This window comes from Polaribacter huanghezhanensis, assembly GCF_030444335.1.
In the GTDB taxonomy this organism is placed as follows: Bacteria; Bacteroidota; Bacteroidia; order Flavobacteriales; family Flavobacteriaceae; genus Polaribacter; species Polaribacter huanghezhanensis.
Genome location: NZ_CP128595.1, coordinates 2,012,498 through 2,036,938, shown reverse-complemented (window position 1 = coordinate 2,036,938; position 24,441 = coordinate 2,012,498). Strand labels below are relative to the sequence as shown.

Sequence of the window (24,441 nt, the reverse complement as noted above, 5' to 3'; positions counted from 1 at the left end):
AATGCCTAAAAGAAAAACAATAACAGTTTTATTCATCCTTTGTTGGATCCTGTTTTGTTCAGTTTCTATTTACGCACAAAAAACATCTTCAGATAAAATTCTTTTCACCTCTCTATTAGATTCATTAAGTAAAAAATATAATGTTTACTTTACGTATAACTCTACTGTTTTTGATAAAAAGAAAATAGATGTCAAATTTTTAAATAGTAAAACACTAGACAAAACGATACAGTTATTAGAAATAGATACTTCTTATTATTTTGATGATTTAGGAAATAATTATTTTGTAGTATACACAAAATCTCCAAAAAAAAAGAAGGCATTTAATAATTACACATATCAAAATAATATTCAATTAGAAGAAGTCGTCATTACAGGAAATAGAACAAAGCCTAGAACAATTTTAGATTCTCCGATACCAATAGACAATTTATATATAAAAGAATTAAAGAATAGCGGAAAAAAAACAATTGAAGAAATGCTAACTTATAAAGTTCCTTCTTTTAATTCTCAAAATCAGGCAATTTCGGACGCAACTGCACATTATGACCCCGCAGATTTAAGAGGATTAGGGCCAAGTAGATTGTTAGTTTTGATTAATGGCAAGCGAAAAAATCAAAGTGCACAAATGTATTTAAATAGAACTCCTGGTAAAGGAGAAGTTGGTGTAGACTTAAAAAGCATTCCTTTAGCTGCTATAGAGCGTGTAGAAATTTTACGCGATGGCGCTTCTGCACAATACGGCTCAGATGCTATTGCTGGAGTTATTAATTTTATATTAAAAAAAAACGTCCCATACTCAACTTTCAATACTTCGATAGGAATTACTTCGAAAAAGGATGGCTTCTTTTTATCAACAGACTACAACGGTTCTTATATGTTTAAAAATGGTGGTTTTATAAATTTTACTTTAGGATATTACAACCAAAAAAACACAAATAGAGCAGGTTCACCAGGAGTGTTAGACCTACCCAACAACCCTCTTCCTAATTGGGTTTATTGGGCGAAAAACAACCCTAAACTAGGCATGCATGTTGGTCAACCTGATCTTGAAAAAAAAAGCTTTTCTGTTAATATAGAACATCCTATTGGAAAAGCAACTACTTTCTATTCTTTCCATAACTATACAAATAGAAATGGGCGAAGTTTTGCCTTTTATAGGGCACCATACTGGAGACAAACTACTGTTGGAGATTATGGGGTATTAAGTAGACCTGAAGATTTTATGGGTTATCAGCCAACTTTTAATACCAATATTTATGACTACATGAGTGTTTTTGGTCTTAAATATCGTTTTAATAATACTTGGTTGGCAGATGGGAGTATTACTTATGGTGCCAATTCAGTATTATATAAAGTAAACAACTCTATAAATAGAGATTATCTAAAAGATCATGGCTCTTCTCCTACTTCATTTGACCCTGGAAGATATAAATTAAATAACACCATCATAAATTTTGATGTTACAGGCCAATATTCAGAATTTATAAGCCTTGCTTTGGGTTTTGAGTACAAAAACGAAGGATTTACTGCTTATGAAGGAGATCCTTTTTCATACTATAAAAGCGGTTCAGATTCATTTGCTGGTATTAAACCTAATGAAGCAGGGAAATGGGAAAGAAACAATATTGCGGGGTATTTGCAAATTGATTATGATATCAATAATAAATTTTTAATAGGTATTGCAAATAGGTATGAAAAATTTTCTGGCTTTGGCAGTAACTTTTCATGGAAAATAGACAGTCGTTATAAATTAGGAGAAAAAGGAGTCATAAGAGGTTCGTTTAGTACTGGTTTTAGAGCTCCTACACTGCATCAACGCCACTTAACTAGTAGTCAATATATTCACGCATCAAATTCTCTTACACCTCGACTCCAAAGAACACTGTCTAATAATAACCCAGCTGTAAAAGCATTAGGTGTTCCTAATTTATTTGCAGAATCTTCAATAAATTTATCTGCAGGATTAACATATAAGTTTAATTCTAATTTTTCAACTTCGATAGATTTTTATAATATAAAAGTGAAAAATAGGGTTTTATTTTCTTCTCAAATAGGATATAAAAACGGTTCACCATCAAACATTACAAATCCTGTTGAACAAATACTAAAAGATAATAATGTAGAAACCATGCAATTTTTTATAAATGCAGGAGACACCAAAACTACAGGAGTTGATTTTTTATTAAACTATAAACAAATTAATTTAAACTCCAATAATAAACTACTGATTAATTTAGCTGTAAATTTTAATACAACTACAATTCATACTATTACAACCCCAAATATTTTAGCAAATGCAGGCTATACAATTTTTGATAGACAAGAAAAAGGACTAATCACTAGTTCAAGGCCAAAATCAAAATTTATATTAGGATTAAATTACACAACCAAAAATTGGAATTTATCACTAAACAATACACGTTTTGGAAAAGTTATAATAACAGCACCTCAATCTGGCGGTGTAGACCAAGAATTAAACCCAAAAATAGCTACAGATTTTGGTTTAAATTATAAATTATCTAGCGAAATAATTTTAATGGCTAATATTAATAATATATTTAATATTTACCCTGACAAAACTTTAAAAACTACGAATACCACAGAAGCTGGAAATCGATTAATCTATTCCTCTGAAGTTCAACAATTAGGTTTATTGGGTACTAATTTTAATTTTAGAATTAGGTATTTGTTTAAATAGAATTATCTAAGCCTAATTTTATTTTAAAAAAAAATACTATTTAAAGGGTATATAACCACAATACTTCCCTTATTAATAATAAATCACAGATATTCTTGAAGTATACTCATTAAAACACAAGAATAGTAAGTAATTTATTATTAACAAATACATATACATGATGAAAAAAATCACACTCTTATTTGTTGCTATATTTAGCATCAGCATTACATTTGCACAAAGCACTATTACTGGTACAGTTACTGATACCAGTAACGAAGTCCTGCCAGGAGCAAACATTGTAGTGAAAGGAACGAAAAATGGTACTTCAACAGACTTTAACGGAAAGTTTTCACTTAGTGTTAATGATGGGGCTGTACTAATAATCAGTTTTGCTGGTTACACAACAAAAGAAGTTTCTGTAAATGGAAAAACAAATTTAACTATTGTACTTTCTGAAGGATTGCAATTAGATGAAATTGTAATTACAGGTAACAGAGCAAAACCTAGAACAATTTTAGACTCACCTGTACCAATTGACAACATTAGTATTAAAGAGTTACAAAATAGTGGAAAAGCTACTTTAGACAGAATGTTAACTTTTAAAGTACCTTCTTTTAACTCTCAGAATCAAGCAATTTCTGATGCAACAGCTCATTATGATCCAGCTGATTTAAGAGGGCTAGGACCAAGTAGAACTTTGGTTTTAATAAATGGAAAAAGAAAAAATCAAAGCGCACAAGTTTATTTAAATAGAACTCCTGGAAAAGGAGAGGTTGGTGTAGATTTAAAAAGTATCCCAACTGCAGCTATTGAACGAGTAGAAGTTTTAAGAGATGGAGCTTCTGCATTATACGGTTCTGATGCAATTGCAGGGGTTATGAATATAATTCTAAAGAAAAATGTAGAATACTCTACTTTTACAACTGCAGCAGGTATTACCTCTCAAAAAGATGGGTTTAATTTATCAGCTGATTACAATACTTCATTTGAGTTTGGAGAAGGTGGTTTTGTAAATTTAACTTTAGGATATTATAAACAACAAATTACAAATAGAGCAGGAACTCCTGGTGTTGCAGATTTACCTGCCAACCCATTACCTAACTGGGTTGCTTGGGCAAAAGCTAATCCTGATTTAGGAATGCATGTTGGACAGCCAGAAATGGAGAAAAAAGATTTATTTGTAAATCTAGAGCATCCTTTAGGAGAAAAAGCAACGTTGTACTCTTTTCATGGTTTTACTACTAGAACTGGTCAGAGTTTTGCATATTATAGAGCACCATATTGGAGACAGGCTGATGTTGGTGATTTAGAATTCTTAACAAGAAAAGAAGATTTTTTCGGGTATCAACCAACATTTGAAACTGAGATTAATGATTATATCAATACTGTTGGTATTCGTTATCCAATAGGTGAAAATTGGAACTCTGATATTAGTTTGACATACGGAGCAAATGATGTTTTTTATACCGTAAATAACTCTGTTAATAGAGATCATTTAAAAGATTATGGAACATCACCAACATCTTTTAAACCAGGTGGATACAGATTAACAAATGTTATTGGTAATTACGACCTTAATGGTAAATTATCTGAAAAAGTAAGTGTTGCTGTGGGGTTAGAATATAAAATAGAAAGTTTTAAAGCTTTTGAAGGTGACCCATTGTCTTATTACAAAGGAGGTTCTGATTCTTTTGCTGGTATAAAACCTGCTGAGGCTGGATTTTGGTCAAGAAATAATTTTGCTACTTACGCAAACTTAGATTATGATGTAAATGAAGCTTTTTTAATTGGTGTTGCTGGTAGATATGAGAATTTTTCTGATTTTGGAAGTAACTTTTCTTGGAAAATAAATAGTAGATATAAATTAGGAGAGAAAGGTGCAATTAGAGCTTCTTATAGTACTGGATTTAGAGCTCCAACATTACATCAAAGACACTTAACTAATAGTCAATATATTATTGTTTCTGGTTCTTCTGAGCCATTATTACAAGGAACATTAGCGAATAACAACCCTGCAGTAAAAGCATTAGGTGTACCTAGTTTATTTGCAGAAACCGCTAAAAATATTTCAGCTGGTTTAACATATAAGTTTGATAGAGACTTTACGGCATCTATAGATTTTTACCAAATAAAAGTAGACGATAGAGTTTTATTTTCTTCACAAATTGGATATAAAAACGGTACTGCCGCAAATCCAACAAATCCTGTAGAGCAAATTTTAAGTAGTAATAATGTGGTTGCTGTTCAATTCTTTATCAATGCTGGTAACACAAAAACAACTGGTACAGATATTACAATCAACTATAGAAATATCGATTTTGGCTCAGGAAAACTACACGCTAGTTTTGCAGCAAACTTTAACGAAACTACATTGGATGCAATTTCAACTCCAGCAGTATTAGCAAATGCAGGTTACAATATTTTTGATAGACAAGAGCAAGGATTAATCACAAACTCTAGACCAAAATCTAAAATGATTTTAGGGTTAAACTACGTAAACGACAAATGGGATATTGCTTTTAATAATACTCGTTTTGGACAAGTTACAATTACCGCACCTCAATCTGGAGGAACAGATCAAAATTTAGCCGCTAAAATTTCTACTGATATTGGTTTTGGGTACAAGTTAACTGATAAAATAAATATAAACGGTGGAATTAACAACATCTTTGATGTCTACCCAGATAAGACATTAAAATCGACTAATACCGCACAGGCTGGAGGTAGGTTTATCTATTCTTCTGAAGTACAACAACTTGGTCAATTAGGTACTAATTTTACAGTTGGACTTAACTATCAATTTTAATTGAGAATTGTTTGAATTATAAATTTCATTATTTATAAAAAACACCCAACGATTAATCGTTGGGTGTTTTATTTTTATGTATTAAAAAACTAATCGTTATGCATAAAACGTTGCTTTGCTAACAACTCTTCTTCTGTTTCAACATTATCTTCATCAGGAACACAACAATCTACAGGACAAACTGCAGCACATTGTGGTTCTTCATGAAACCCAACACATTCTGTACATTTATCTGCAACAATAAAGTAAATTTCATCAGAAACAGGTTCGTTGGTTTCATCAGCATTTACTTTTTTACCGTTTGGTAATACTGCATTTCCTGTTAAATCTGTTCCATCGGCATATTTCCAATCATCTGCTCCTTCATAAATTGCTGTATTTGGACATTCTGGTTCGCATGCGCCACAATTTATACATTCATCAGTAATTATAATTGCCATAGTTTTTTTCTTTGAGTTTGTGTACCTTTGCGGTGCAAAAATAAGCCCAAAATAATTCACAACCAAAAGAAATAGACAGAATGCAACAACGAATTGACGCTTTTGTAAAATTAGGAACATTTTTAAGTCAGTTTTCTCAATCTGGCATCGAAAAGAAAGAGCATATTGCTCATAATGATTTGTTTTTTGATGGATTTAAACATCAACTTAAATTGGCTGAAGAAAATAATAGTTGGTTTACAAAAGACAATATTTTATTTTCTTTAGAAAGTTGGTCTAACGCTTTATCACAAGAAAATATTTCCACATGGATTTCTAATCAATCATTCCAAAAGTCTGAGAAAAAAGTTGCTGTAATTATGGCAGGAAACATTCCGTTGGTTGGTTTTCATGATTTTTTATCTGTGTTGATTTCTGGACATGCGGTGTTAGTGAAGCAATCATCAAACGATAAAAATTTAATGCCTTTTTTAGCGAAATATTTAGAATATGTTGAACCTTCTTTTAAAAATAAAATAGCATTTACTGAAGGCAACTTAACAAACTTTGATGCTGTAATTGCAACAGGAAGTGATAATACAGCGCGTTATTTTGAACATTATTTTAAAGGAAAGCCAAGTATTATTCGAAAAAGCAGAAATTCTGTTGCTGTTTTAACCGGAAAAGAATCTGATACAGAGCTAACAAATCTTAGCAACGATATTTTTAAATATTTTGGTTTAGGCTGTAGAAGTGTTTCTAAATTATTTGTCCCAGAAGGATATAATTTCGATGCTTTTTTTAACGGAATGTACACCAAAAAAGAAATCATAAACAACGCCAAATACGCCAACAATTACGATTATAACAAAGCGGTGTATTTAATGAGTTTGTTTGATTTGTTAGAAAACGGTTTTTTAATGATTAAAGAAGATGAAAGTTATTCGTCCCCAATTGCAACTGTTTTTTACGAATACTATTCAGACATCAACCAATTAAAAGAAAAATTGCAGAAAGATGCTCATAAAATACAATGTGTGGTTGCAAACGGAGTTTTAGATGCTGAAATTGCATTTGGAGAAACTCAGAATCCGCAATTGTGGGATTATGCAGACGGAATAAATACCTTAGATTTTTTAGCAAAAATTTAAAAAGATAACCATCAAAAAGTATGATATTTGTGTTATAAATATCTGTACAAGAAGAACAAATGAAAAAACATAATTTTAGCGCCGGACCATCAATATTACCTCAAGAAGTATTGCAAAAAGCTTCTGAGGCTGTTCTTAATTTTAATAATGATGATTTATCATTATTAGAAATATCGCATAGAAGCAAACCTTTTGTTGCAGTAATGGAAAAAGCAAAAAGCTTGGTTTTAGAATTGTTAAACTTAGAAAACAAAGGCTACAAAGTATTGTTTTTACAAGGAGGAGCAAGTACTCAGTTTTTAATGACAGCATACAATTTATTAAACAAAAAAGCGGCATATTTAAACACAGGAACTTGGGCAGACAAAGCTATTAAAGAAGCTAAATTATTTGGAGAATTGGTAGAAGTTGCTTCTTCTAAAGAGGATAATTATACATACATTCCTAAAGGATATGAAATCCCTACTGATGCAGATTATTTTCATTGCACAAGTAACAACACCATTTTTGGAACTCAAATCAAAGAATTCCCAGAATTTGAAGGCGTTACTGTTTGCGATATGAGTTCTGATATATTTTCTCGTCAGTTAGATTTTTCTAAATTCGATTTAATCTACGCAGGCGCACAAAAAAATTTGGGCCCAGCAGGAACCACTTTAATTGTAATCAAAGAAGAAATTCTAGGAAATGTTGAGAGAGTAATTCCATCAATGTTAAATTACAAAATTCATATTGACAAAGACAGCATGTTTAATACACCTTCTGTTTTTGCCATTTATGTTTCTATGTTAACATTAGAATGGCTAAAAGATTTGGGCGGAATAGCATTTATTGAAAAAGCAAACAACAAAAAAGCGGAATTAATTTATAAAGAGATTGATAGAAATCCGTTGTTTAAAGGATTTGCGGCAAAAGAAGACAGAAGTAACATGAACGCTACTTTTACTCTTGTTGATGAAAGCTTAAAAGAAATATTCGACAAGATGTGTTTAGAAGCAGGCATAAACGGAATTAACGGCCATCGAAGTGTTGGTGGTTATAGAGCAAGCATGTACAACGCATTGCCATTATACAGCGTTCAAGTCTTGGTTGATGTAATGCAAGAATTAGAAAGAAAGAAATAATTAATGTAACAATTTGAAAACCTGAAAATGTAACAATTTTTGAGTTTTTAAATTTTTGAATATTTAAATAAATGATGAAAGTATTAGCAAACGACGGAATTTCACAAAGTGGAATTGAAGCACTTGAAGCAGGAGGATTTGAAGTTATCACCACAAAAGTTGCACAAAATCAATTAGAAAATTTTATCAACGAAAATTCTATAGATGCAATTTTAGTAAGAAGTGCAACACAAGTTCGTCAAGAGTTAATTGATGCTTGTCCGAGTATAAAATTGATTGGTCGTGGTGGTGTTGGAATGGATAATATTGATGTTGAATATGCTAAAAATCAAGGTTTGTTTGTTATCAATACACCAAATGCATCTTCTAGCTCTGTTGCAGAATTGGTTTTTGCACATTTATTTGGAATGGTTCGTTTTTTACATCAAGCAAATAGAGAAATGCCTTTAGAAGGCGATACGCGATTTAAAGATTTAAAGAAAGGGTTTGCTGGTGGAACAGAATTACGTGGAAAAACTATTGGAATTATTGGTTTTGGTAGAATTGGTAAAGAAGTTGCTAAAATTGCTTTAGGAATCGGTATGAAAGTAATTGCAAATGACGGTCATGTTGGTGAAGCAATTATTAATGTTCCTTTTTACAACGGACAATCTATTGATGTTAAAATAGAAACTGAATCTTTTGATGAAGTTATCAAACAAGCTGATTTTATTACATTACACGTTCCGAATCAAGATGAATATATTCTTGGAGAAAAACAATTTAGTTTGATGAAAGATGGCGTTGGAATTATAAATGCTGCTCGAGGAGGAGTCATTGACGAAGTTGCTTTGGTAAACGCAATCGATTCTGGAAAAGTAAAATATGCTGGTTTAGATGTTTTTGAAAAAGAACCAACTCCTGAAATTCAACTATTAATGAATCCTGATATTTCTTTAACTCCACATATTGGGGCTGCAACTTTAGAAGCGCAAGACAGAATTGGCAAAGAATTAGCAGAACAAATTATAAAATTACTTTCTTAAAAGTAACATGGCAATCCTAAAACCTTTTAAGGCAGTTAGAGCAGCTAGAGATAAAGTTGCGTTGGTTTCTACAAAATCGCGCGAAATTTATACTCCAGATATGTTAAATGCCAAACTGGCTTTTAACCCATATACTTTTTTGCATGTTATCAATCCTGGGTATAAATATCATCAGCAAGATGTAAGTGGAGATTTACGTTTTAAATTAGTACATAATAGATATCAAGAATTTAAAGAAAATGCAATTTTTACACAAGATGAAGTTCCTGCTTTATATATATATCAGAAAATAACTCCCACAAATTCTTTTTGTGGAATTATTGGTGCTACTTCTGTAGCTGATTACCATAATAATGTCATCAAAAAACACGAAGGAACTTTACAACAACGAGAATTGTTATTTGAAAACTATTTAAAAAATACCGGTTTTAATGCAGAACCTGTACTCCTAACCTATCCTGATAATGATGTTATTACAAACATCATTAAAAAGTATCAAAAAACGAGAGCCGAATTTGAGTTTTCTACAACAGATAAAGATTCTCATTTGCTTTGGATTGTAAGCAATCAACAAGATATTGAATTGATTACTGCCACTTTTAAAGAAGTTGAAACCTTATACATTGCCGACGGACATCATCGATCTACATCGTCGTGTTTGTTAGCAGAAAACTTGGCAAAAGAGAATCCAAATCATACTGGTAACGAAGATTATAACTTTTTTATGAGTTATTTATTACCAGAAAGTCAATTAAATATTTATGAGTTTAATCGCTTTATAAAAGATTTAAACGGATTAACATCTGATGAATTTTTAATTGAATTGGACACCTATTTTAGAATTGAAAATCGTGGACAAGAATTATATAAACCAAAAGAAAAACATCATTTTAGCATGTATTTAAATGGTGATTTTTATGCTTTATATTTGCGTAAAAGTGTTTATAATTTTACCGATGCTCTTAGTAAATTAGATGCTCAAATTTTATATCAAACAATATTAAAACCTATTTTAGGAATTGAAGATATTAGAAATGATTCTAAAATTATTTACTCTCAAAATAAATCTGATAGTTTAGAATTAAAAACAAAAGTAGATGCTGGTGATTTTAAAGTTTCTTTTGGGATGTTACCAACAACTATTGAAGAACTAAAAAACATTGTGGATGCTGGCATGTTAATGCCTCCAAAAACAACGTATATTGAACCCAAATTAAGAAGTGCTTTAACCATTTACGAATTTTAATTATGGTCGCAAAAAACTTACTTCACATAAAAAATAGCCTTCCAGAAAATGTAACTTTAGTTGCGGTTTCTAAAACAAAACCGAATTCAGCTATTTTAGAAGCTTACAATGCTGGTCAGCGTGTATTTGGCGAAAATAAAATTCAAGAAATGGCTGCCAAACACGATGAATTGCCAAAAGATATTCAATGGCATATGATTGGGCACTTACAGAGAAACAAAGTAAAATACATGGCGCATTTTGTTGATCTGATTCACGGTGTAGATAGTTTTAAAACCTTGAAAGAAATCAACAAACAAGCAAAAAAACACAATAGAATTATCAATTGTTTATTGCAAGCTAAAATTGCAAAAGAAGAGACCAAGTTTGGTTTGTCTTTTTTAGATATTGAAACGATTATCACTTCAGAAGAATTTAAAGAATTAGAAAATATTAGAATTGTTGGTTTAATGGGAATGGCAACATTTACAGAAAACCAAGAACAATTATCAGAAGAGTTTTCAGCATTAAAAAACTTTTTTGACGCCCTCAAAACCCAACATACAAAACTTACAATTTTATCAATGGGAATGAGTGGAGATTATCAATTAGCAATAAAAAATGGAAGTAATATGGTTAGAGTTGGAAGTGCTATTTTTGGCGCTCGAAATTATATTGCTTAGTTTTACTTAAAAAAGAAAAAGAGTTTGTACGCAATTTTAGATATTGAAACTACCGGAGGAAAATTTAACGAAGAAGGAATTACTGAAATTGCAATCTACAAGTTTGACGGACATGCTGTTGTCGATCAACTTATTACATTGGTAAATCCAGAAAAAGACATTCAGCCTTTTGTGGTACAACTTACCGGAATCAACAATAAAATGCTAAAAAATGCTCCAAAATTTCACGAAGTAGCAAAACGAATCTTAGAAATTACAGAAGATTGTATTATTGTTGCTCACAACTCGAGTTTTGATTATCGTATTTTAAAAACAGAATACAAACGGTTAGGATATCAATTTAAAAGAGACACGTTGTGTACGGTTGAATTAAGTAGAAAATTGATTCCAGACAAACCTTCATACAGTTTAGGTAAATTATGTAAATCTCTCGGAATACCAATGAATGATAGACATAGAGCTTCTGGTGATGCACTCGCGACTATTCAACTTTTTAAACTATTGTTAAATAAGGATGTTGACAAAACAATACTAAAAAGCACCATTAAACATTTTGATTCTAAGAAGGTTGCAGAAAAACTAACTGGTTTAATGGAAGCAATTCCCACAATTATGGGCGTTTATTATTTGCATAAAGATGACGGAGAAATTATTTTCATGGGCAAAGGAAGCAACATAAAAAGTGATCTTACAAATCAGTTTGTGAAAACGACAAAACGAGCACTTAAAGTTCAAGAAAAAATAGCTTCAATAAGTTACGAATCTACTGGAAATATGTTACTTACCAGCTTAAAATATTTTTTAGAACTGGATGTAAACAAACCAAAATACAATTTAAAAAGTAAAAAAAGAATGCTGTCAAAAAGCTTTAATAGCGACAATATGTTGTTGATTGACAAAGGAAGAACTATTGATGAGCGTTCGATAATTGTAATAGAAAATAACGAGGTTTTAGGATATTGTTTTACCAACTTGGCTTTTCAAGAAAATCAAATGAGCATTTTAAAAGAAATGCTTACTCCTATTTTAAATAAAGAGTTGGCTAAAACCATCATAAAAAATTATTTAAAAAATAAATCAGTTTTAAAAATTATAAGATTCTAGGTCATGAAAAAAATCACTTTCCTTTTAATTCTATTTATTTCTACTTTATCATTTTCTCAAAGAACTAAGTCAGAAAAAATTGGACAAACTTCTTTAGAAGAACTACAAATGACAGTTTATGACAAAGATTCTACTGCAGCTGCAGTTGTTTTATTTGATCATGGAAATTTATTTTTTTATAATAATAATTTGAATGAAACATGGACTGATTATTATTTTAGGATAAAAATATTAAAAACAGAAGGTTCTAGAAAAGCTATTATAAAAATTCCATATTATGATAAACAAGAAATTAAAAACATTAAAGGGGTTACTTACAACATTTCTAATCAAATAACACAAACAACAGATTTACAAGATAAAAATATTTTAAGTAAAGAGTTGTCTAGTAATTGGAAAGAAATAAGTTTTACGCTACCAAATGTAAAAGCTGGTTCTGTTATTGAATATTCATATACATTAATTAATCCATATGAATTAAATATGAATGATTGGTATTTTCAAGATGATATTCCAAAAATTAAAAGCCAGTATAATTCATCTATTGTAGGAAATTTTAAATATAACATCAAGTTAAATGGATATTTTCCTTTAGATATTAACAAAGGAGAGATAAAAAAAGGATGTGTAAAATATTCAGGTGACGGTTATACAGAACATTCTGTAGATTGTGCTGTTCAAGAATTTGTTATGAAAGATGTACCTGCTTATATTGAAGAGAAATACACTACAAGTAAAGAAGACAATATTTCAAGATTATCCTTTAGATTAGAAACTATAGAATATTCTAGTGGAAAAAAAGATGATTTTACAAGTTCATGGAAAGCTACAGATAAAAAGTTTAAATCTGGACTCTTCTTTGGTTCTGAAATAAAAAAATCAAGTTTTTTTAAGAAGAATCTTCCAGAAAACATCATTAATCAAACTAATCAGCTTGATAAAGCGAAACAAGTATATTACTTCATACAAAACCATTACACCCTTAATAATAAGGGGTATAATTTCCAAAAAATAAATACTAAAAGAGCATTTGAAAATAGAACTGGTACAATTCCAGAAATAAATATATCTTTATATAATTCGTTAAAAGCTGCTAATATTAAGGCATACATTGTCATGTCTTCTACTAGAGAAAATGGTAGGCCTACACAACTTTTTCCAGTTATTACTGATTTTAATTATTTATTAATAAAAACAGTTATCAATGGGAAAGATTATTTTTTGGATGCTAGTAAAAAAGATTTAACTTTTGGTTTAACCCCTTATTATACACTTAATGGCAAAGCAAGAGTGTTAGATTTTAAAAAAGAAAGTTATTGGCAAGAAATTAGTCAATCTACAAATTCATCAACAAAAGCCATGATGAATATTAAGTTAGAAGAAAATGGCATTGTAAAAAACAAATTAAGAGTAATAAAAACTGGACACGACGCTCTAAATACAAGATCTAGAATTAACAAATTTAGTAAAGATGATTATTTAGACGTTTTTAGTACTGATAAAATCACATTAAATAATTATTCTAATAAAGGAAAGAATTTTAAAGAAAATCAATTAATTGAAAACTTAGACTTTACGGTTAATAATAGTTCCTCTAATTCAATTCAATTACAACTGTTTTATTTAGATAGATATATTAGTAATCCATTCAAATTAGATAATAGATTTTACCCCGTAAACTTTGGTCATGCTTTCAGTTATAACTACAGAGCTAATATTTTATTACCCAATAATTATAAAATAGTATCTATACCAGAAAGTAAAGCTTTTTCTTTACCAAATAATGGAGGGAAATTAGTGTTAAATTGCAAAAGTATTGGGAATAAAATCGTTGTGATCTTTCAATTTAAATTTAATAAAGCAATGTATTCTAACGAAGAATATTTTGCTTTGAAAGAATATTTTAATCAAATAGTAAAAGCACAATCTACCATTATTACTTTAGAAAAAATTTAGCAACCTTTACATAATAGTTTTAAATCTTCATTTTTTTTGTTATTTTTATAAAATATACGAATAATTGCGTATTGTTTTTTCTATACATATCTCCCCTTTTTGTAAAATAACCTAAAAACAAACATCATGAAAAAGTTTTCACTTATTGTGTTTTTAATGCTTCTAAGCACAACATGCTATGCACAAGAATTTGTTACCGGTTTAGAATTTAGTCAAGAAAAATACGAAAATGTTACAGAAACAGTTCCGTTAATTACAAGAAGTGTAACTGCTGTACCAAGAAACTATAGCCTTAAATCCTATACTCCAACACCAGGAAATCAAGGACAACAACCATCTTGTGTTGGTTGGGCAAGTGGTTATGGAGCAAGAACAATTGCCAATGCTGTAAAAAATGGTTGGGCAAATAATACTGCAAAAATCAATCAAAATACCTATTCACCTGCATTTGTTTACAACTTAATTAAATTTAAAAATGATACAAATTGTAAACGCGGATCTTATATTGCAGATGCAATGAAATTGCTAAATACTTATGGCGTTTTAGAATTAAAAGATTTTAGTTACGATCAAACTAACTGTGTTAAAAACCCATCTAGCTATGGTTTGCAAAAAGCAAAACAAAATACCATTTTAACTTACGAAAGGTTAGCAAAATGGGACAATCCTTCTAATTTAGTAGGAAAAGTAAAAAAAGCAATCGCAAATAAAAATCCAGTTGTTATTGGAATGCAAGTTTCTTCTACATTCTTTAAAGCAAAAGGATATTGGAACGGAATCCATACAAGCAAACCTGGTGGACATGCAATGGTGGCTATTGGCTATGATGATGATAAATATGGCGGCGCTTTTGAATTGTTAAACTCTTGGGGAACAAATTGGGGAAACAACGGATACATTTGGGTGCGGTATGATGATTTTAAAAAAAACACCAAAACAGCTTATGTTTTAGTTGATAAAAGCTCAAAACCTACAGTTATTGTATCTCCAGATGATAATGATGATATTGTTACCGATAATCCTAATATTTTAGCTGGAGAAATGACATTAAAATTAGGAAATGGCGAAAATATGACTCCGATTTTAGCCAAAGGAGCTTCCAGAAATTTTAATGTTGTAAAAGCTTCAGAAGCAACTTATAGAATTGCTAAAAGTTATGGTTCTGGAACTCAATTTAGAATTTACTTAAAAAGTAAACAAAAAGGTTATCTATATTTAATTGGCTATGGCTCTGCAGATAAATCTGTAAATAAATTATATCCTTTTGAAAATTTTAGCGACTATTTTAACTACGTAGATAGTGAAATAGCACTACCAAACGAAGATTACTTTATAGAATTTGATTCTAATCCAGGTAGAGACATCCTTTGTGTTTTATACAGCAAAGAAAAATTAGACATTGACAAAATTGTAAGCATTACAAGATACGGGTCTGGAGACTTTGTTTCTAGAGTTAAAAAAGCACTACAATCTAAAATATATAAAGGATCTGATATTAAATTTGATAGTAATAAAATTGCTTTTGCAACAAAATCATCAAATACCACTGCTAAAATTGTACCTCTCTTTATAGAAATGAATCACCAATAAAAAACAACATTATGAAAACTAAACACTTATTCTTAGCTTTCTTTTTATCAACATTTGCTTTTATTGCCAATGCGCAACTAACAGGTAGTGTAATTCTAGAAGATAATTTTACATCAAACAAAAACAATTGGGCAGAATCATCTGACAATAGCGCAACTTTAGAGATAAAAAATAATCGATATTATTTTGAACACAAAAGAAAATCTGGTGGTTGGTCTAGTACAAAGGTTGTTGATATCAATACCAATAAGGATTTTGAAATTGAAGCTCAATTTTTAAAAATTAGTGGTATTAGTAACCATGGATATGGCTTTGTTTTTGGCAGAAAAGATAGCAACAATCAATTTGTATTTAAAATAACGGCAGGAGGTTCTTATTCAATAGATCAATATATTGGTGGTAAATTTACAGCATTAAAAGGATGGACAAAATCTGACCATATAAAAACTGGTAATTATGCTTACAATACTTTAAAAATAAAAAAGGAAAATGGATTTATTAAGTTTTATGTAAATGATAGATACCTAACACTTTTTACATACAAACCTTTTTTTGGCAATCGTCTTGGTTTTGTTATTTACAATGATCAAAAAATTGCTGTAAACAACTTAAGCGCAAAATACATCAATGGAGGTAATAATAACAATGTAACTACTACAACCACAACAACAGGTAGCAATATTTTAAATGATGATTTTTCTTCAAATAAAAATAGTTGGGCAGAATCTTCAGATAGTAGCTCAAAATTAGAAGTACGTAATGGTAAATATTATTTTGAACATAAAAGAGATTCTGGTGGTTGGTCTAGTACAAAAGTTATTGATATTAACACGAGTAAAGATTTTGAAATTGAAGCTAAATTTTTAAAAATTAGCGGAATTAAGAACAATGGTTACGGTTTTGTTTTTGGTAGAAAAGATGGGAATAATCAATTTGTTTTTACAGTAACTGCAAACGGTTCTTACTCAATAGATCAATATGTAGACGGAAAATACACTGCAATAAAAGATTGGACAAAATCTTCCTATATAAATACTGGAAATAACGCCTACAACACTTTAAAAATAAAAAAAGAAAGAGGTTTTATTAAGTTTTATGTTAACGACAGGTACTTAACCTTGTATACACACAAACCGTTTATGGGAAATCGTTTTGGGTTTATTGCTTATAACGATCAAAGTATTGCCATCGACGATTTAAACATAAAATATATAAATCAAAACGACAACAATGACAATGTAGTTGTTGCTAACGGAGAAAAAGTCTTAATAGATTATTTTACAAACAACAATAACAATTGGCCAACAACCAACTCTAGTGGAAACACAATTATGAGTGTTGCGAATAGCTATTATAGTTTTGAACATCTAAAAGAATCTGGTGGTTGGGCTGTTAATATTCCTAAAACCATAGATACTTCAAGAGATTTTGAAATTAGCACTGCAATTAAAAAAATTAATGGAGTTACTAATATTTCCTACGGATTTCAATGGGGTAAAGAAGGCAAAAATAGCTTTCGCTTTTATCTTACTGGAAACGGATATTATAAAATTGCGCGTGTTGTAGATGATAAAGAAGAACTGATTAAAAAATTTACTAAATCATCTGCTATAAAAACTGGAAATGGAGCCTTAAATACGTTAAAAATCAGAAAAGAGAGCGATCAATACAAGTTTTATATCAACAATACTTTTGTAGCTCAAACAGATTTTGAGTCCTTTTTTGGTCATCGATTAGGATTTGTTGTGTTTAACAAACAAAAAATTGGTGTCGATAATATTACTATTAAGTACCTAAAAAAATCAAAAAACACAATTGTTACTTCTAACACCTTAAAAGTTCCATTAAATGAGAGTTTTACAAGCAATACTAATGGATGGAATTTGTCTGATGATACAAACATAAAAACCAGAATTAGCAATGGGAAACTTTATATAAAAAGTAACAACGAAAAAGGAGGTGTTTTTATTAGTAAAAAAGTGGGAATTGACACTAGTAGAGATTTTATTATAGAAACCTCATTAACAAGACTTACAAGCTCTTCTACTGGATCTATTGCTTTTGCCTTTGGTCGTCAAAATAACACCAACGAATTTGATTTGTTTTTATCAAAAGAGGGAAGTTATTTATTTAGAAAATTAGAAAATGATGTTTCTAACAAGCTAATTCCTTGGACAGAAAGTGCTGCTTTAAATAAAGAAACGTATCAACCAAATAAAATAAAAATTGTAAAAACCAATAATTTATTGAGGATTTACATCAACGATCAATATGTAAACGAAGCTCCGTATTCTAAGTTTTTTGGAGATTATATTGGGTTTAGCGTTTACAATAAGCAAGAGATTTCTGTAAATTATTTAAATGTAACCTACCCATCATCAAGCTTTAATACTCCGCCAGAAGTTGTAATTACAGAGCCTGTTGTAGAACGTGGATTTAAAATTGTAAAAACAAAAAAGATTTTAGTGCGTGGTAAAGCAACAGATAAAGATGGTATTTACGAAGTTACAATTAATGGTGTAGACGCAACGGTTAAAGAAGACGGAACTTTTACTGCAAATGTTCCTTTAAAATTTGGCACAAATGATTTAATTGTAAAAGCGACAGATTTAAAACAAGCATCATCAACCAAAACATTTACGATTAAAAGAAAATCTCCAGATGTTGTTGATGTTAAAGATGATGTAATTGTTGTAAATAATAACAATATAAATAATGGTTTTGGCGAATATTACGCATTGTTAATTGGTGTAAGTGATTATGGTGACGGAGCAATTACAGATTTGGGTGGATTGCCAACAAAAGATGCACAAGACTTAGGAAATGTATTGATAAACAAATACAGCTTTAAAAAAGAAAATGTTGTTATTTTAAATAACAGCCCAAAGGCAAATGACATTATTAAAGAATTTAGCAAGCTGAAAAAGAAAGTTACCGATAGAGATAATCTATTAGTTTTCTATGCTGGACACGGAATTTATGATGAAATAAGTGGACTTGGTGCTTGGTTACCTTCGGATGCAGATATGGAATATGAACTAAATTTAATTAGCAACTCGCAAGTGGTAGATTTCTTAAAATCGATTAGATCTAAACACACTTTATTAATTTCTGATGCCTGTTTTAGTGGTAGTATTTTTAGACAAGTACGGTCGTTCGAAAAATCTCCCAAATCTATTCAAAAGAAATTCGAATTAACAAGTAGAAAAGCAATTACAAGTGGAACTTTAAAAACAGTTCCAAATAAAAGCATGTTCCTAAAATATTTGCTAAAAAGGTTAGAAACAAATCCTAGCAACTATTTATCTGCACGTCAACTTTTTGACAGAATAGAAGAACCTGTAATGAATAACAGTCCAAACACACCACAATACGGAACTATCTATGGTATTGGTGACGAAGGAGGAGATTTTATTTTTGTTAAAAAAGAATAATAAAATTTAATTTCAAAAACTTAAAGCTCTGGTTTAAAAATTAAACTAGAGCTTTTATCATCATAATTTATAGTAAATTAGCAAAAAATATTTTTACCATTGAAAAATCAAAAACCTACCACTTCTTGGAAACATCAAATTCATGAAATTATTTATGAAGCTGATACAAAAGCAGGTAAAATTTTTGATGTAATACTTCTTGTTGTTATTATTGCAAGTGTTTTATTGGTCATGCTAGAAAGTGTTACTAGCATAGATGTTAAATATCACGACATCCTAAATATCTCTGAATGGATTATTACAATCTTATTTACCATCGAGTATATTTTACGATTGGTTTCTATAAAAAAACCCTTAAAATATGTGTTTAGCTTTTACGGAATTATAGATTTGTTATCTACACTTCCCAAGTATTTATCTTTTGTGCTTGTTGGTTCTCACAGCCTTGTTGCATTAAGAGCTTTACGTTTGTTAAGAATTTTTAGAATTTTAAAACTTGCCAGATATATTGGGGCATCAAATAAATTGTTAATTGCTTTAAGAGCAAGTAAAGCTAAGATTGCCGTTTTTATTTTTTTTATTGTGATTATTTGCACCATTTTAGGAACTTTAATGTACATGATTGAAGGAGAAGAAAACGGATTTACAAGTATTCCTACAAGTGTGTATTGGGCTATTGTAACGTTAACAACTGTTGGTTTTGGGGATATTGCACCTCAAACTCCATTAGGACAATTAATTGCTAGTGTTATTATGATTCTAGGATACGGAATTATTGCCATCCCAACAGGAATTGTAAGTTCAGAAATGACTAAAATGGATAGCATAAACACCAATACACAATCATGTCCAAATTGTTTAGCCGATAAACATAAAGACAAGGCTGAGTTTTGCTATAAATGTGGAAGTAAAATTTTCTAAATGCCTTCTCAAAAAAACAACTATTTAATTACAATCGTTGGTCCAACTGCAATTGGAAAAACTGCTTTAAGCATTCAATTGGCAAACCATTTTAATACAGAAATTATTTCTTGCGATTCTCGTCAGTTTTATAAAGAAATGACCATTGGAACTGCGGTTCCATCAAAAGAAGAATTAAATGCTGCAAAACATCACTTTATACAAGATAGAAGTATTTTTGATGCTTATAATGTGGGGGAGTTTGAACGAGATGCATTGCAAAAAATTTCAGAATTATTTTTAACAAATAATATTGTAATCATGGTTGGTGGAAGTGGTTTGTATGTTGATGCTGTAATCAATGGATTGGATTATTTTCCGGTTATAGATCCTGCAATTAGAGAACAATTGAACGATGATTTAAAAGAAAACGGCATCGAAAGTTTACAACAACAATTGCGAGAATTAGATGTTGAAACATATCAAACAATTACAATCGATAATCCACACAGAATTATTAGAGCCTTAGAAATTTGTATCGGCACAGGAAAAACGTATTCGAGTTTTAAAAACAAGCCAAAAACTCCTAGAAATTTTACATCTATAAAAATTGGATTGAATGCTGAAAGAGAAATTATTTATGATAGAATTAACCAGCGTGTAAATATTATGATTGCTAACGGATTGCTTGATGAAGCAAAAAATTTATATCCAAATAGAAACTTAAATTCTTTACAAACCGTTGGATACAGAGAATTATTCTCTTTTTTAGACGGAGCTATTTCTAAAGAATTTGCTGTTGAAGAAATCAAAAAAAATACTCGAAGATTTGCGAAAAGACAACTAACTTGGTTTAAAAAGGATGAAAATATTGCTTGGTATCCTTTTAAATCTGAGACTGCATCCATTATAAAATACATAGAAGAAAAACTCTAAGCTGTTAAAAACTTTAAATAAATTAGATAAACGCAGTCGCTTTCTTATATTTGCCAAAAACTTACAAAAATGAAAAATAGAATTACGTTAATCATTGCCACTTTTTTTATTTGCTTAACAATATCTGCACAAACAAAAGTTGGAACTGTTGATAGAGAATACATCATTGCAAAAATGCCGCAACTAAAAACGGTGCAAGAACGTATTAAAAATTACGGGGCAAAATTAGACTCTATAAATACAATAAAAATTGCAAAATACGATGCAACTGTAAAAGTATTTAATGACAATATAAAAACCTTACCTGAAGCAGATAAAAAAACAAAGTTTGCAGAAATATCAAAACTAAAACAAGAGATTACTCAGTTTCAAAAAAACGGAACTACGATGATGCAATTGAGAAGAAATGAATTTATGAGACCTTTGTATCAGAAAGTTAATGAATTAATTGAAGGAATTGCGAAAGAAAAAGGATACACACAAATTTTAACTGTAACAGGTAATAATTTTGCGTACATAGACACAAAACACGATATCACTAAATTGGTTTTAGATAAATTAGGAATTAAAGAATAATTTTAAAATTAATTCATAAAAAAATCCCGAATCAATGATTCGGGGTTTTTTATTTTATGAAGTACTTTCATTATAATTTTAAGGATTTGTAACCACAATTTATCAGATTCCTCAATCGTTTTACAACTCATTTCGGAATGACAACTAATTTAATAACTGTTAACTGAAAACTGATAACTGTTTTATCTTCTGCTGTAATTTGGTGCTTCTTTGGTAATGGCTACATCATGTGGATGACTTTCGTTAATTCCACTTGAAGTAATTCTAACAAATTTTCCGGTTTCTTTTAAAGTCGCCACATCTTTTGCGCCACAATATCCCATTCCGGCTTTTAAACCACCAACAAATTGATGAATACTTTCTTCCAATTCTCCTTTATACGGAACACGACCAACAATTCCTTCTGGAACTAATTTCTTAATATCATCTTCTACATCTTGGAAATAACGATCTTTAGAGCCTTGTTTCATGGCTTCAATAGATCCCATTCCACGATACGATTTGAATTTACGTCCTTCATATATAATGGTTTCTCCTGGAGATTCTTTAGTTCCTGCTAATAATGAACCTAACATTACACAATCTGCTCCTGCAGCAATTGCTTTCGGAATATCACCAGTATAACGTATTCCACCATCAGCAATAACTGGAACACCAGAGCCTTTGATTGCTGCTGCCACTTCGATTACAGCTGAAAACTGTGGAAAACCAACTCCAGCTACTACTCTAGTTGTACAAATAGATCCTGGCCCAATACCAACTTTTACCGCATCTGCTCCAGCATCAACTAAAAATTTTGCTGCTTCTGCAGTTGCAATATTACCAACTACAACCTCTAACTTTGGAAACTTTGATTTTACAGCTTTTAAAGCTGTAACAACTCCTTTTGTATGTCCGTGAGCTGTATCAATAATAACTGCATCAACACCTGCATTTACTAATGCCTCTGCCCTTTCAACAACGTCTGGAGTAACTCCTAATGCGGCAGCAACACGTAAACGACCAAAAGTATCTTTGTTTGCTGTTGGCTTTTGAGTCACTTTTGTAATATCTCTAAACGTAATTAATCCTGATAAATGAAAATCAGCATCTACAATTAGTAATTTTTCAATTTTATTTTCTTGTAAAATTAATTCCGCTTGTCCTAAAGAAGTTCCTATAGCTGCAGTAATTAAATTTTTAGAAGTCATTACTTCTGTAATAGCTCTATCGTTTTTCTTTTCGAAACGCAAATCTCTGTTGGTAACAATTCCTTTTAAAACACCGGCAGCATCAATAATTGGAATTCCGCCGATTTTATGCTCTTGCATTAACATTTTTGCATCTAAAACCGTAGCACTTAAAGGCAAAGTTACGGGATCAATAATCATTCCTGATTCTGCCCTTTTTACTTTTCTAACTTCTTGAGCTTGTTGCTCAATGGTCATGTTTTTATGCAAAACACCGATCCCACCTTCTCTAGCAATAGCAATTGCCATCGCAGATTCTGTAACAGTATCCATCGCTGCAGAAACAATTGGAACGTTAATGGTTATGTTTTTAGTAAATTTTGTTTGGATGTTTACTTCTCTAGGAAGCACGTCAGAAAAGGCGGGTACTAAAAGTACATCATCGTAGGTTAATCCTTCTCCAACAAGTTTTGAATTGTGAGCTTTCATGGTACAATCAACTTATAAATTAATTGCGAACAAATTTACGACTATTAATTGAAAAGCTACTAGAAATCTATTTTTTAATTAGCAATCCTTTAAAAATAAAAAATATTGACGCAGAAAATGCGATGGTCATTAAAATACCTGAAAGCATAATTACATATTTCATCCATAGAATTCCAGACCACATAAAATAGATTCCGCCAAAAGTACACAGGATAGAAACAAAAGGTTCTATCATTAAAAATGCTTTTATTTTTTTATTGATTCCTGTTGTAGCAACAATTCCACCCAATAAAAAAAAGATGACAGATAGTGATAAAATGTGATTGTGAACCAATGTCATCACTTCTGCTTTGCTTTTTTTAAATTGCATTGTCGTAGCGTTTTCATTGCTTTCATTTCCTAAATAACGTTCTTCAATTCCCTGTGGATTTGAATTACTTGTATCATTCACAAATCGAATCCCAGCATAAAAACCAATACTTAACGTAATGATAAATGCGATAATTAAGCCTTTTACCTCTTTAGGAAATTGTGATATGATTCCGTGAATTTGCATTATAAAATGTTGTTTTTATGTAGAATACCTACATCAGACAAAAACCGATTTACAGCTTTGGTCATAGACAATGCAGAGATTGTTGCCCCAGAAATTGCCATGATGTTGTTTTTATATTTTAATTGATCTTTAGATGATTTTCCTATGAATTGTTTTAACCAACGACTGCTTCCTATTTCGCCACCATAATCTTCTCTATAGATTAAAACTTTCGTTTTTAGAACAATCAATTCTTTGTCTAGCAGAATTAAATAATCAAATTCATCCGTTTTACTTGGCGCTTTATCAACATATGCATAACCAAAGATTGTTTTATCAGCAACAATTGTAAATAAATTAGAAGGTCCTATTTTTTTACCGAGCAATGTGTTTATATCCGCAGGAATTGTAACACTTATAAGTTGTAAATCTGTGTTTTCAAAAGTTTTTACGAGCTCTTTGTGTACTTTTTTAAATATCTTTTTAGGCAATTGATATGCGAATAACTGCGATGTTATAAAAAATACGATTAGAAATGTGACTTTTCTAGTTTTCATTTTACAAAAATAGATGAATGTTTTTAAAACGGATAAAACTAGGATACTCTTTTTAAACAGTATCCTAGTTCAACTTTAA

General features: G+C 30.4%; 18 protein-coding genes. 14 read left to right on the top strand and 4 right to left on the bottom strand.

Annotated features, from left to right (window positions below):
* The first annotated feature begins 1 nt into the window (after nt 1).
* Nucleotides 2-2,701, top strand: a complete 2,700-nt coding sequence (locus KCTC32516_RS09620) for a TonB-dependent receptor plug domain-containing protein (RefSeq protein WP_301400202.1) — start codon at nt 2-4, stop codon at nt 2,699-2,701.
* A gap of 157 nt (nt 2,702-2,858) precedes the next feature.
* Nucleotides 2,859-5,489, top strand: coding sequence for a TonB-dependent receptor (locus tag KCTC32516_RS09615; protein ID WP_301400201.1), 2,631 nt, complete (start codon nt 2,859-2,861; stop codon nt 5,487-5,489).
* Between the two features lie 89 nt (nt 5,490-5,578).
* Here KCTC32516_RS09615 and KCTC32516_RS09610 read toward each other — a convergent pair whose 3' ends face one another.
* Nucleotides 5,579-5,929: a 4Fe-4S dicluster domain-containing protein gene (locus KCTC32516_RS09610; RefSeq protein WP_301400200.1), complete on the bottom strand. Its 351-nt coding sequence runs from the start codon at nt 5,927-5,929 to the stop codon at nt 5,579-5,581.
* An 80-nt stretch (nt 5,930-6,009) separates the two neighbouring features.
* Here KCTC32516_RS09610 and KCTC32516_RS09605 point away from each other — a divergent pair, with 80 nt between their 5' ends.
* The 12 genes from KCTC32516_RS09605 (at nt 6,010) to KCTC32516_RS09550 (ending at nt 21,612) form a co-directional block, all read left to right on the top strand.
* Complete coding sequence (locus KCTC32516_RS09605; RefSeq protein WP_436410100.1) at nt 6,010-7,059, top strand: acyl-CoA reductase; 1,050 nt, start codon at nt 6,010-6,012, stop codon at nt 7,057-7,059.
* Nucleotides 7,060-7,118: 59 nt separating this feature from the next.
* On the top strand, nt 7,119-8,183 hold the full coding sequence (gene serC, locus KCTC32516_RS09600; RefSeq protein ID WP_301400199.1) for a 3-phosphoserine/phosphohydroxythreonine transaminase: 1,065 nt from the start codon (nt 7,119-7,121) through the stop codon (nt 8,181-8,183).
* A 74-nt stretch (nt 8,184-8,257) separates the two neighbouring features.
* Nucleotides 8,258-9,208, top strand: a complete 951-nt coding sequence (locus tag KCTC32516_RS09595; protein ID WP_301402752.1) for a D-2-hydroxyacid dehydrogenase — start codon at nt 8,258-8,260, stop codon at nt 9,206-9,208.
* Nucleotides 9,209-9,215: 7 nt separating this feature from the next.
* A complete protein-coding gene (locus KCTC32516_RS09590; RefSeq protein ID WP_301400198.1) occupies nt 9,216-10,454 on the top strand; it encodes a DUF1015 domain-containing protein in 1,239 nt (412 codons plus the stop codon).
* Between the two features lie 2 nt (nt 10,455-10,456).
* Nucleotides 10,457-11,116: a YggS family pyridoxal phosphate-dependent enzyme gene (locus tag KCTC32516_RS09585; protein ID WP_301400197.1), complete on the top strand. Its 660-nt coding sequence runs from the start codon at nt 10,457-10,459 to the stop codon at nt 11,114-11,116.
* Between the two features lie 24 nt (nt 11,117-11,140).
* A complete protein-coding gene (locus KCTC32516_RS09580; protein ID WP_301400196.1) occupies nt 11,141-12,220 on the top strand; it encodes a 3'-5' exonuclease in 1,080 nt (359 codons plus the stop codon).
* Between the two features lie 3 nt (nt 12,221-12,223).
* Nucleotides 12,224-14,176: a DUF3857 domain-containing protein gene (locus KCTC32516_RS09575; protein ID WP_301400195.1), complete on the top strand. Its 1,953-nt coding sequence runs from the start codon at nt 12,224-12,226 to the stop codon at nt 14,174-14,176.
* Nucleotides 14,177-14,302: 126 nt separating this feature from the next.
* Complete coding sequence (locus tag KCTC32516_RS09570; RefSeq protein WP_301400194.1) at nt 14,303-15,766, top strand: C1 family peptidase; 1,464 nt, start codon at nt 14,303-14,305, stop codon at nt 15,764-15,766.
* Nucleotides 15,767-15,777: 11 nt separating this feature from the next.
* Nucleotides 15,778-19,200 (top strand): caspase family protein, encoded by a 3,423-nt coding sequence (locus KCTC32516_RS09565; RefSeq protein WP_301400193.1) that lies wholly within the window; start codon nt 15,778-15,780, stop codon nt 19,198-19,200.
* Nucleotides 19,201-19,299: 99 nt separating this feature from the next.
* Nucleotides 19,300-20,121: an ion transporter gene (locus KCTC32516_RS09560; protein WP_301400192.1), complete on the top strand. Its 822-nt coding sequence runs from the start codon at nt 19,300-19,302 to the stop codon at nt 20,119-20,121.
* Nucleotides 20,122-21,036 carry a tRNA (adenosine(37)-N6)-dimethylallyltransferase MiaA gene (gene miaA, locus KCTC32516_RS09555; protein ID WP_301400191.1) on the top strand — a complete coding sequence of 305 codons (915 nt, stop codon included), beginning with the start codon at nt 20,122-20,124 and terminating at the stop codon, nt 21,034-21,036.
* A gap of 69 nt (nt 21,037-21,105) precedes the next feature.
* On the top strand, nt 21,106-21,612 hold the full coding sequence (locus KCTC32516_RS09550) for an OmpH/Skp family outer membrane protein (protein ID WP_301400190.1): 507 nt from the start codon (nt 21,106-21,108) through the stop codon (nt 21,610-21,612).
* A gap of 182 nt (nt 21,613-21,794) precedes the next feature.
* Here the strand turns inward: KCTC32516_RS09550 and guaB are convergent, their stop codons facing one another.
* From guaB to KCTC32516_RS09535, 3 genes are all read right to left on the bottom strand, one after another.
* Nucleotides 21,795-23,270, bottom strand: coding sequence for an IMP dehydrogenase (guaB, locus tag KCTC32516_RS09545; RefSeq protein WP_301400189.1), 1,476 nt, complete (start codon nt 23,268-23,270; stop codon nt 21,795-21,797).
* Between the two features lie 67 nt (nt 23,271-23,337).
* Nucleotides 23,338-23,826, bottom strand: a complete 489-nt coding sequence (locus KCTC32516_RS09540) for an Aq_1264-related membrane protein (RefSeq protein ID WP_301400188.1) — start codon at nt 23,824-23,826, stop codon at nt 23,338-23,340.
* Nucleotides 23,826-24,362, bottom strand: a complete 537-nt coding sequence (locus KCTC32516_RS09535; RefSeq protein ID WP_301400187.1) for an FMN-binding protein — start codon at nt 24,360-24,362, stop codon at nt 23,826-23,828. Before KCTC32516_RS09535 ends, KCTC32516_RS09540 begins: the two co-directional genes overlap by 1 nt.
* Nucleotides 24,363-24,441: the final 79 nt, after the last annotated feature.

Coding starts and splice junctions, on each gene's coding strand:
- KCTC32516_RS09610 (WP_301400200.1), bottom strand. CDS start 5,929: ATGGCAATTATAATTACTGATGAATGTATAAATTGTGGCGCATGCGAA.
- miaA (WP_301400191.1), top strand. CDS start 20,122: ATGCCTTCTCAAAAAAACAACTATTTAATTACAATCGTTGGTCCAACT.
- KCTC32516_RS09595 (WP_301402752.1), top strand. CDS start 8,258: ATGAAAGTATTAGCAAACGACGGAATTTCACAAAGTGGAATTGAAGCA.
- KCTC32516_RS09550 (WP_301400190.1), top strand. CDS start 21,106: ATGAAAAATAGAATTACGTTAATCATTGCCACTTTTTTTATTTGCTTA.
- KCTC32516_RS09590 (WP_301400198.1), top strand. CDS start 9,216: ATGGCAATCCTAAAACCTTTTAAGGCAGTTAGAGCAGCTAGAGATAAA.
- guaB (WP_301400189.1), bottom strand. CDS start 23,270: ATGAAAGCTCACAATTCAAAACTTGTTGGAGAAGGATTAACCTACGAT.
- KCTC32516_RS09615 (WP_301400201.1), top strand. CDS start 2,859: ATGATGAAAAAAATCACACTCTTATTTGTTGCTATATTTAGCATCAGC.
- KCTC32516_RS09565 (WP_301400193.1), top strand. CDS start 15,778: ATGAAAACTAAACACTTATTCTTAGCTTTCTTTTTATCAACATTTGCT.
- KCTC32516_RS09585 (WP_301400197.1), top strand. CDS start 10,457: ATGGTCGCAAAAAACTTACTTCACATAAAAAATAGCCTTCCAGAAAAT.
- KCTC32516_RS09575 (WP_301400195.1), top strand. CDS start 12,224: ATGAAAAAAATCACTTTCCTTTTAATTCTATTTATTTCTACTTTATCA.
- KCTC32516_RS09540 (WP_301400188.1), bottom strand. CDS start 23,826: ATGCAAATTCACGGAATCATATCACAATTTCCTAAAGAGGTAAAAGGC.
- KCTC32516_RS09535 (WP_301400187.1), bottom strand. CDS start 24,362: ATGAAAACTAGAAAAGTCACATTTCTAATCGTATTTTTTATAACATCG.
- KCTC32516_RS09605 (WP_436410100.1), top strand. CDS start 6,010: ATGCAACAACGAATTGACGCTTTTGTAAAATTAGGAACATTTTTAAGT.
- KCTC32516_RS09620 (WP_301400202.1), top strand. CDS start 2: ATGCCTAAAAGAAAAACAATAACAGTTTTATTCATCCTTTGTTGGATC.
- KCTC32516_RS09570 (WP_301400194.1), top strand. CDS start 14,303: ATGAAAAAGTTTTCACTTATTGTGTTTTTAATGCTTCTAAGCACAACA.
- serC (WP_301400199.1), top strand. CDS start 7,119: ATGAAAAAACATAATTTTAGCGCCGGACCATCAATATTACCTCAAGAA.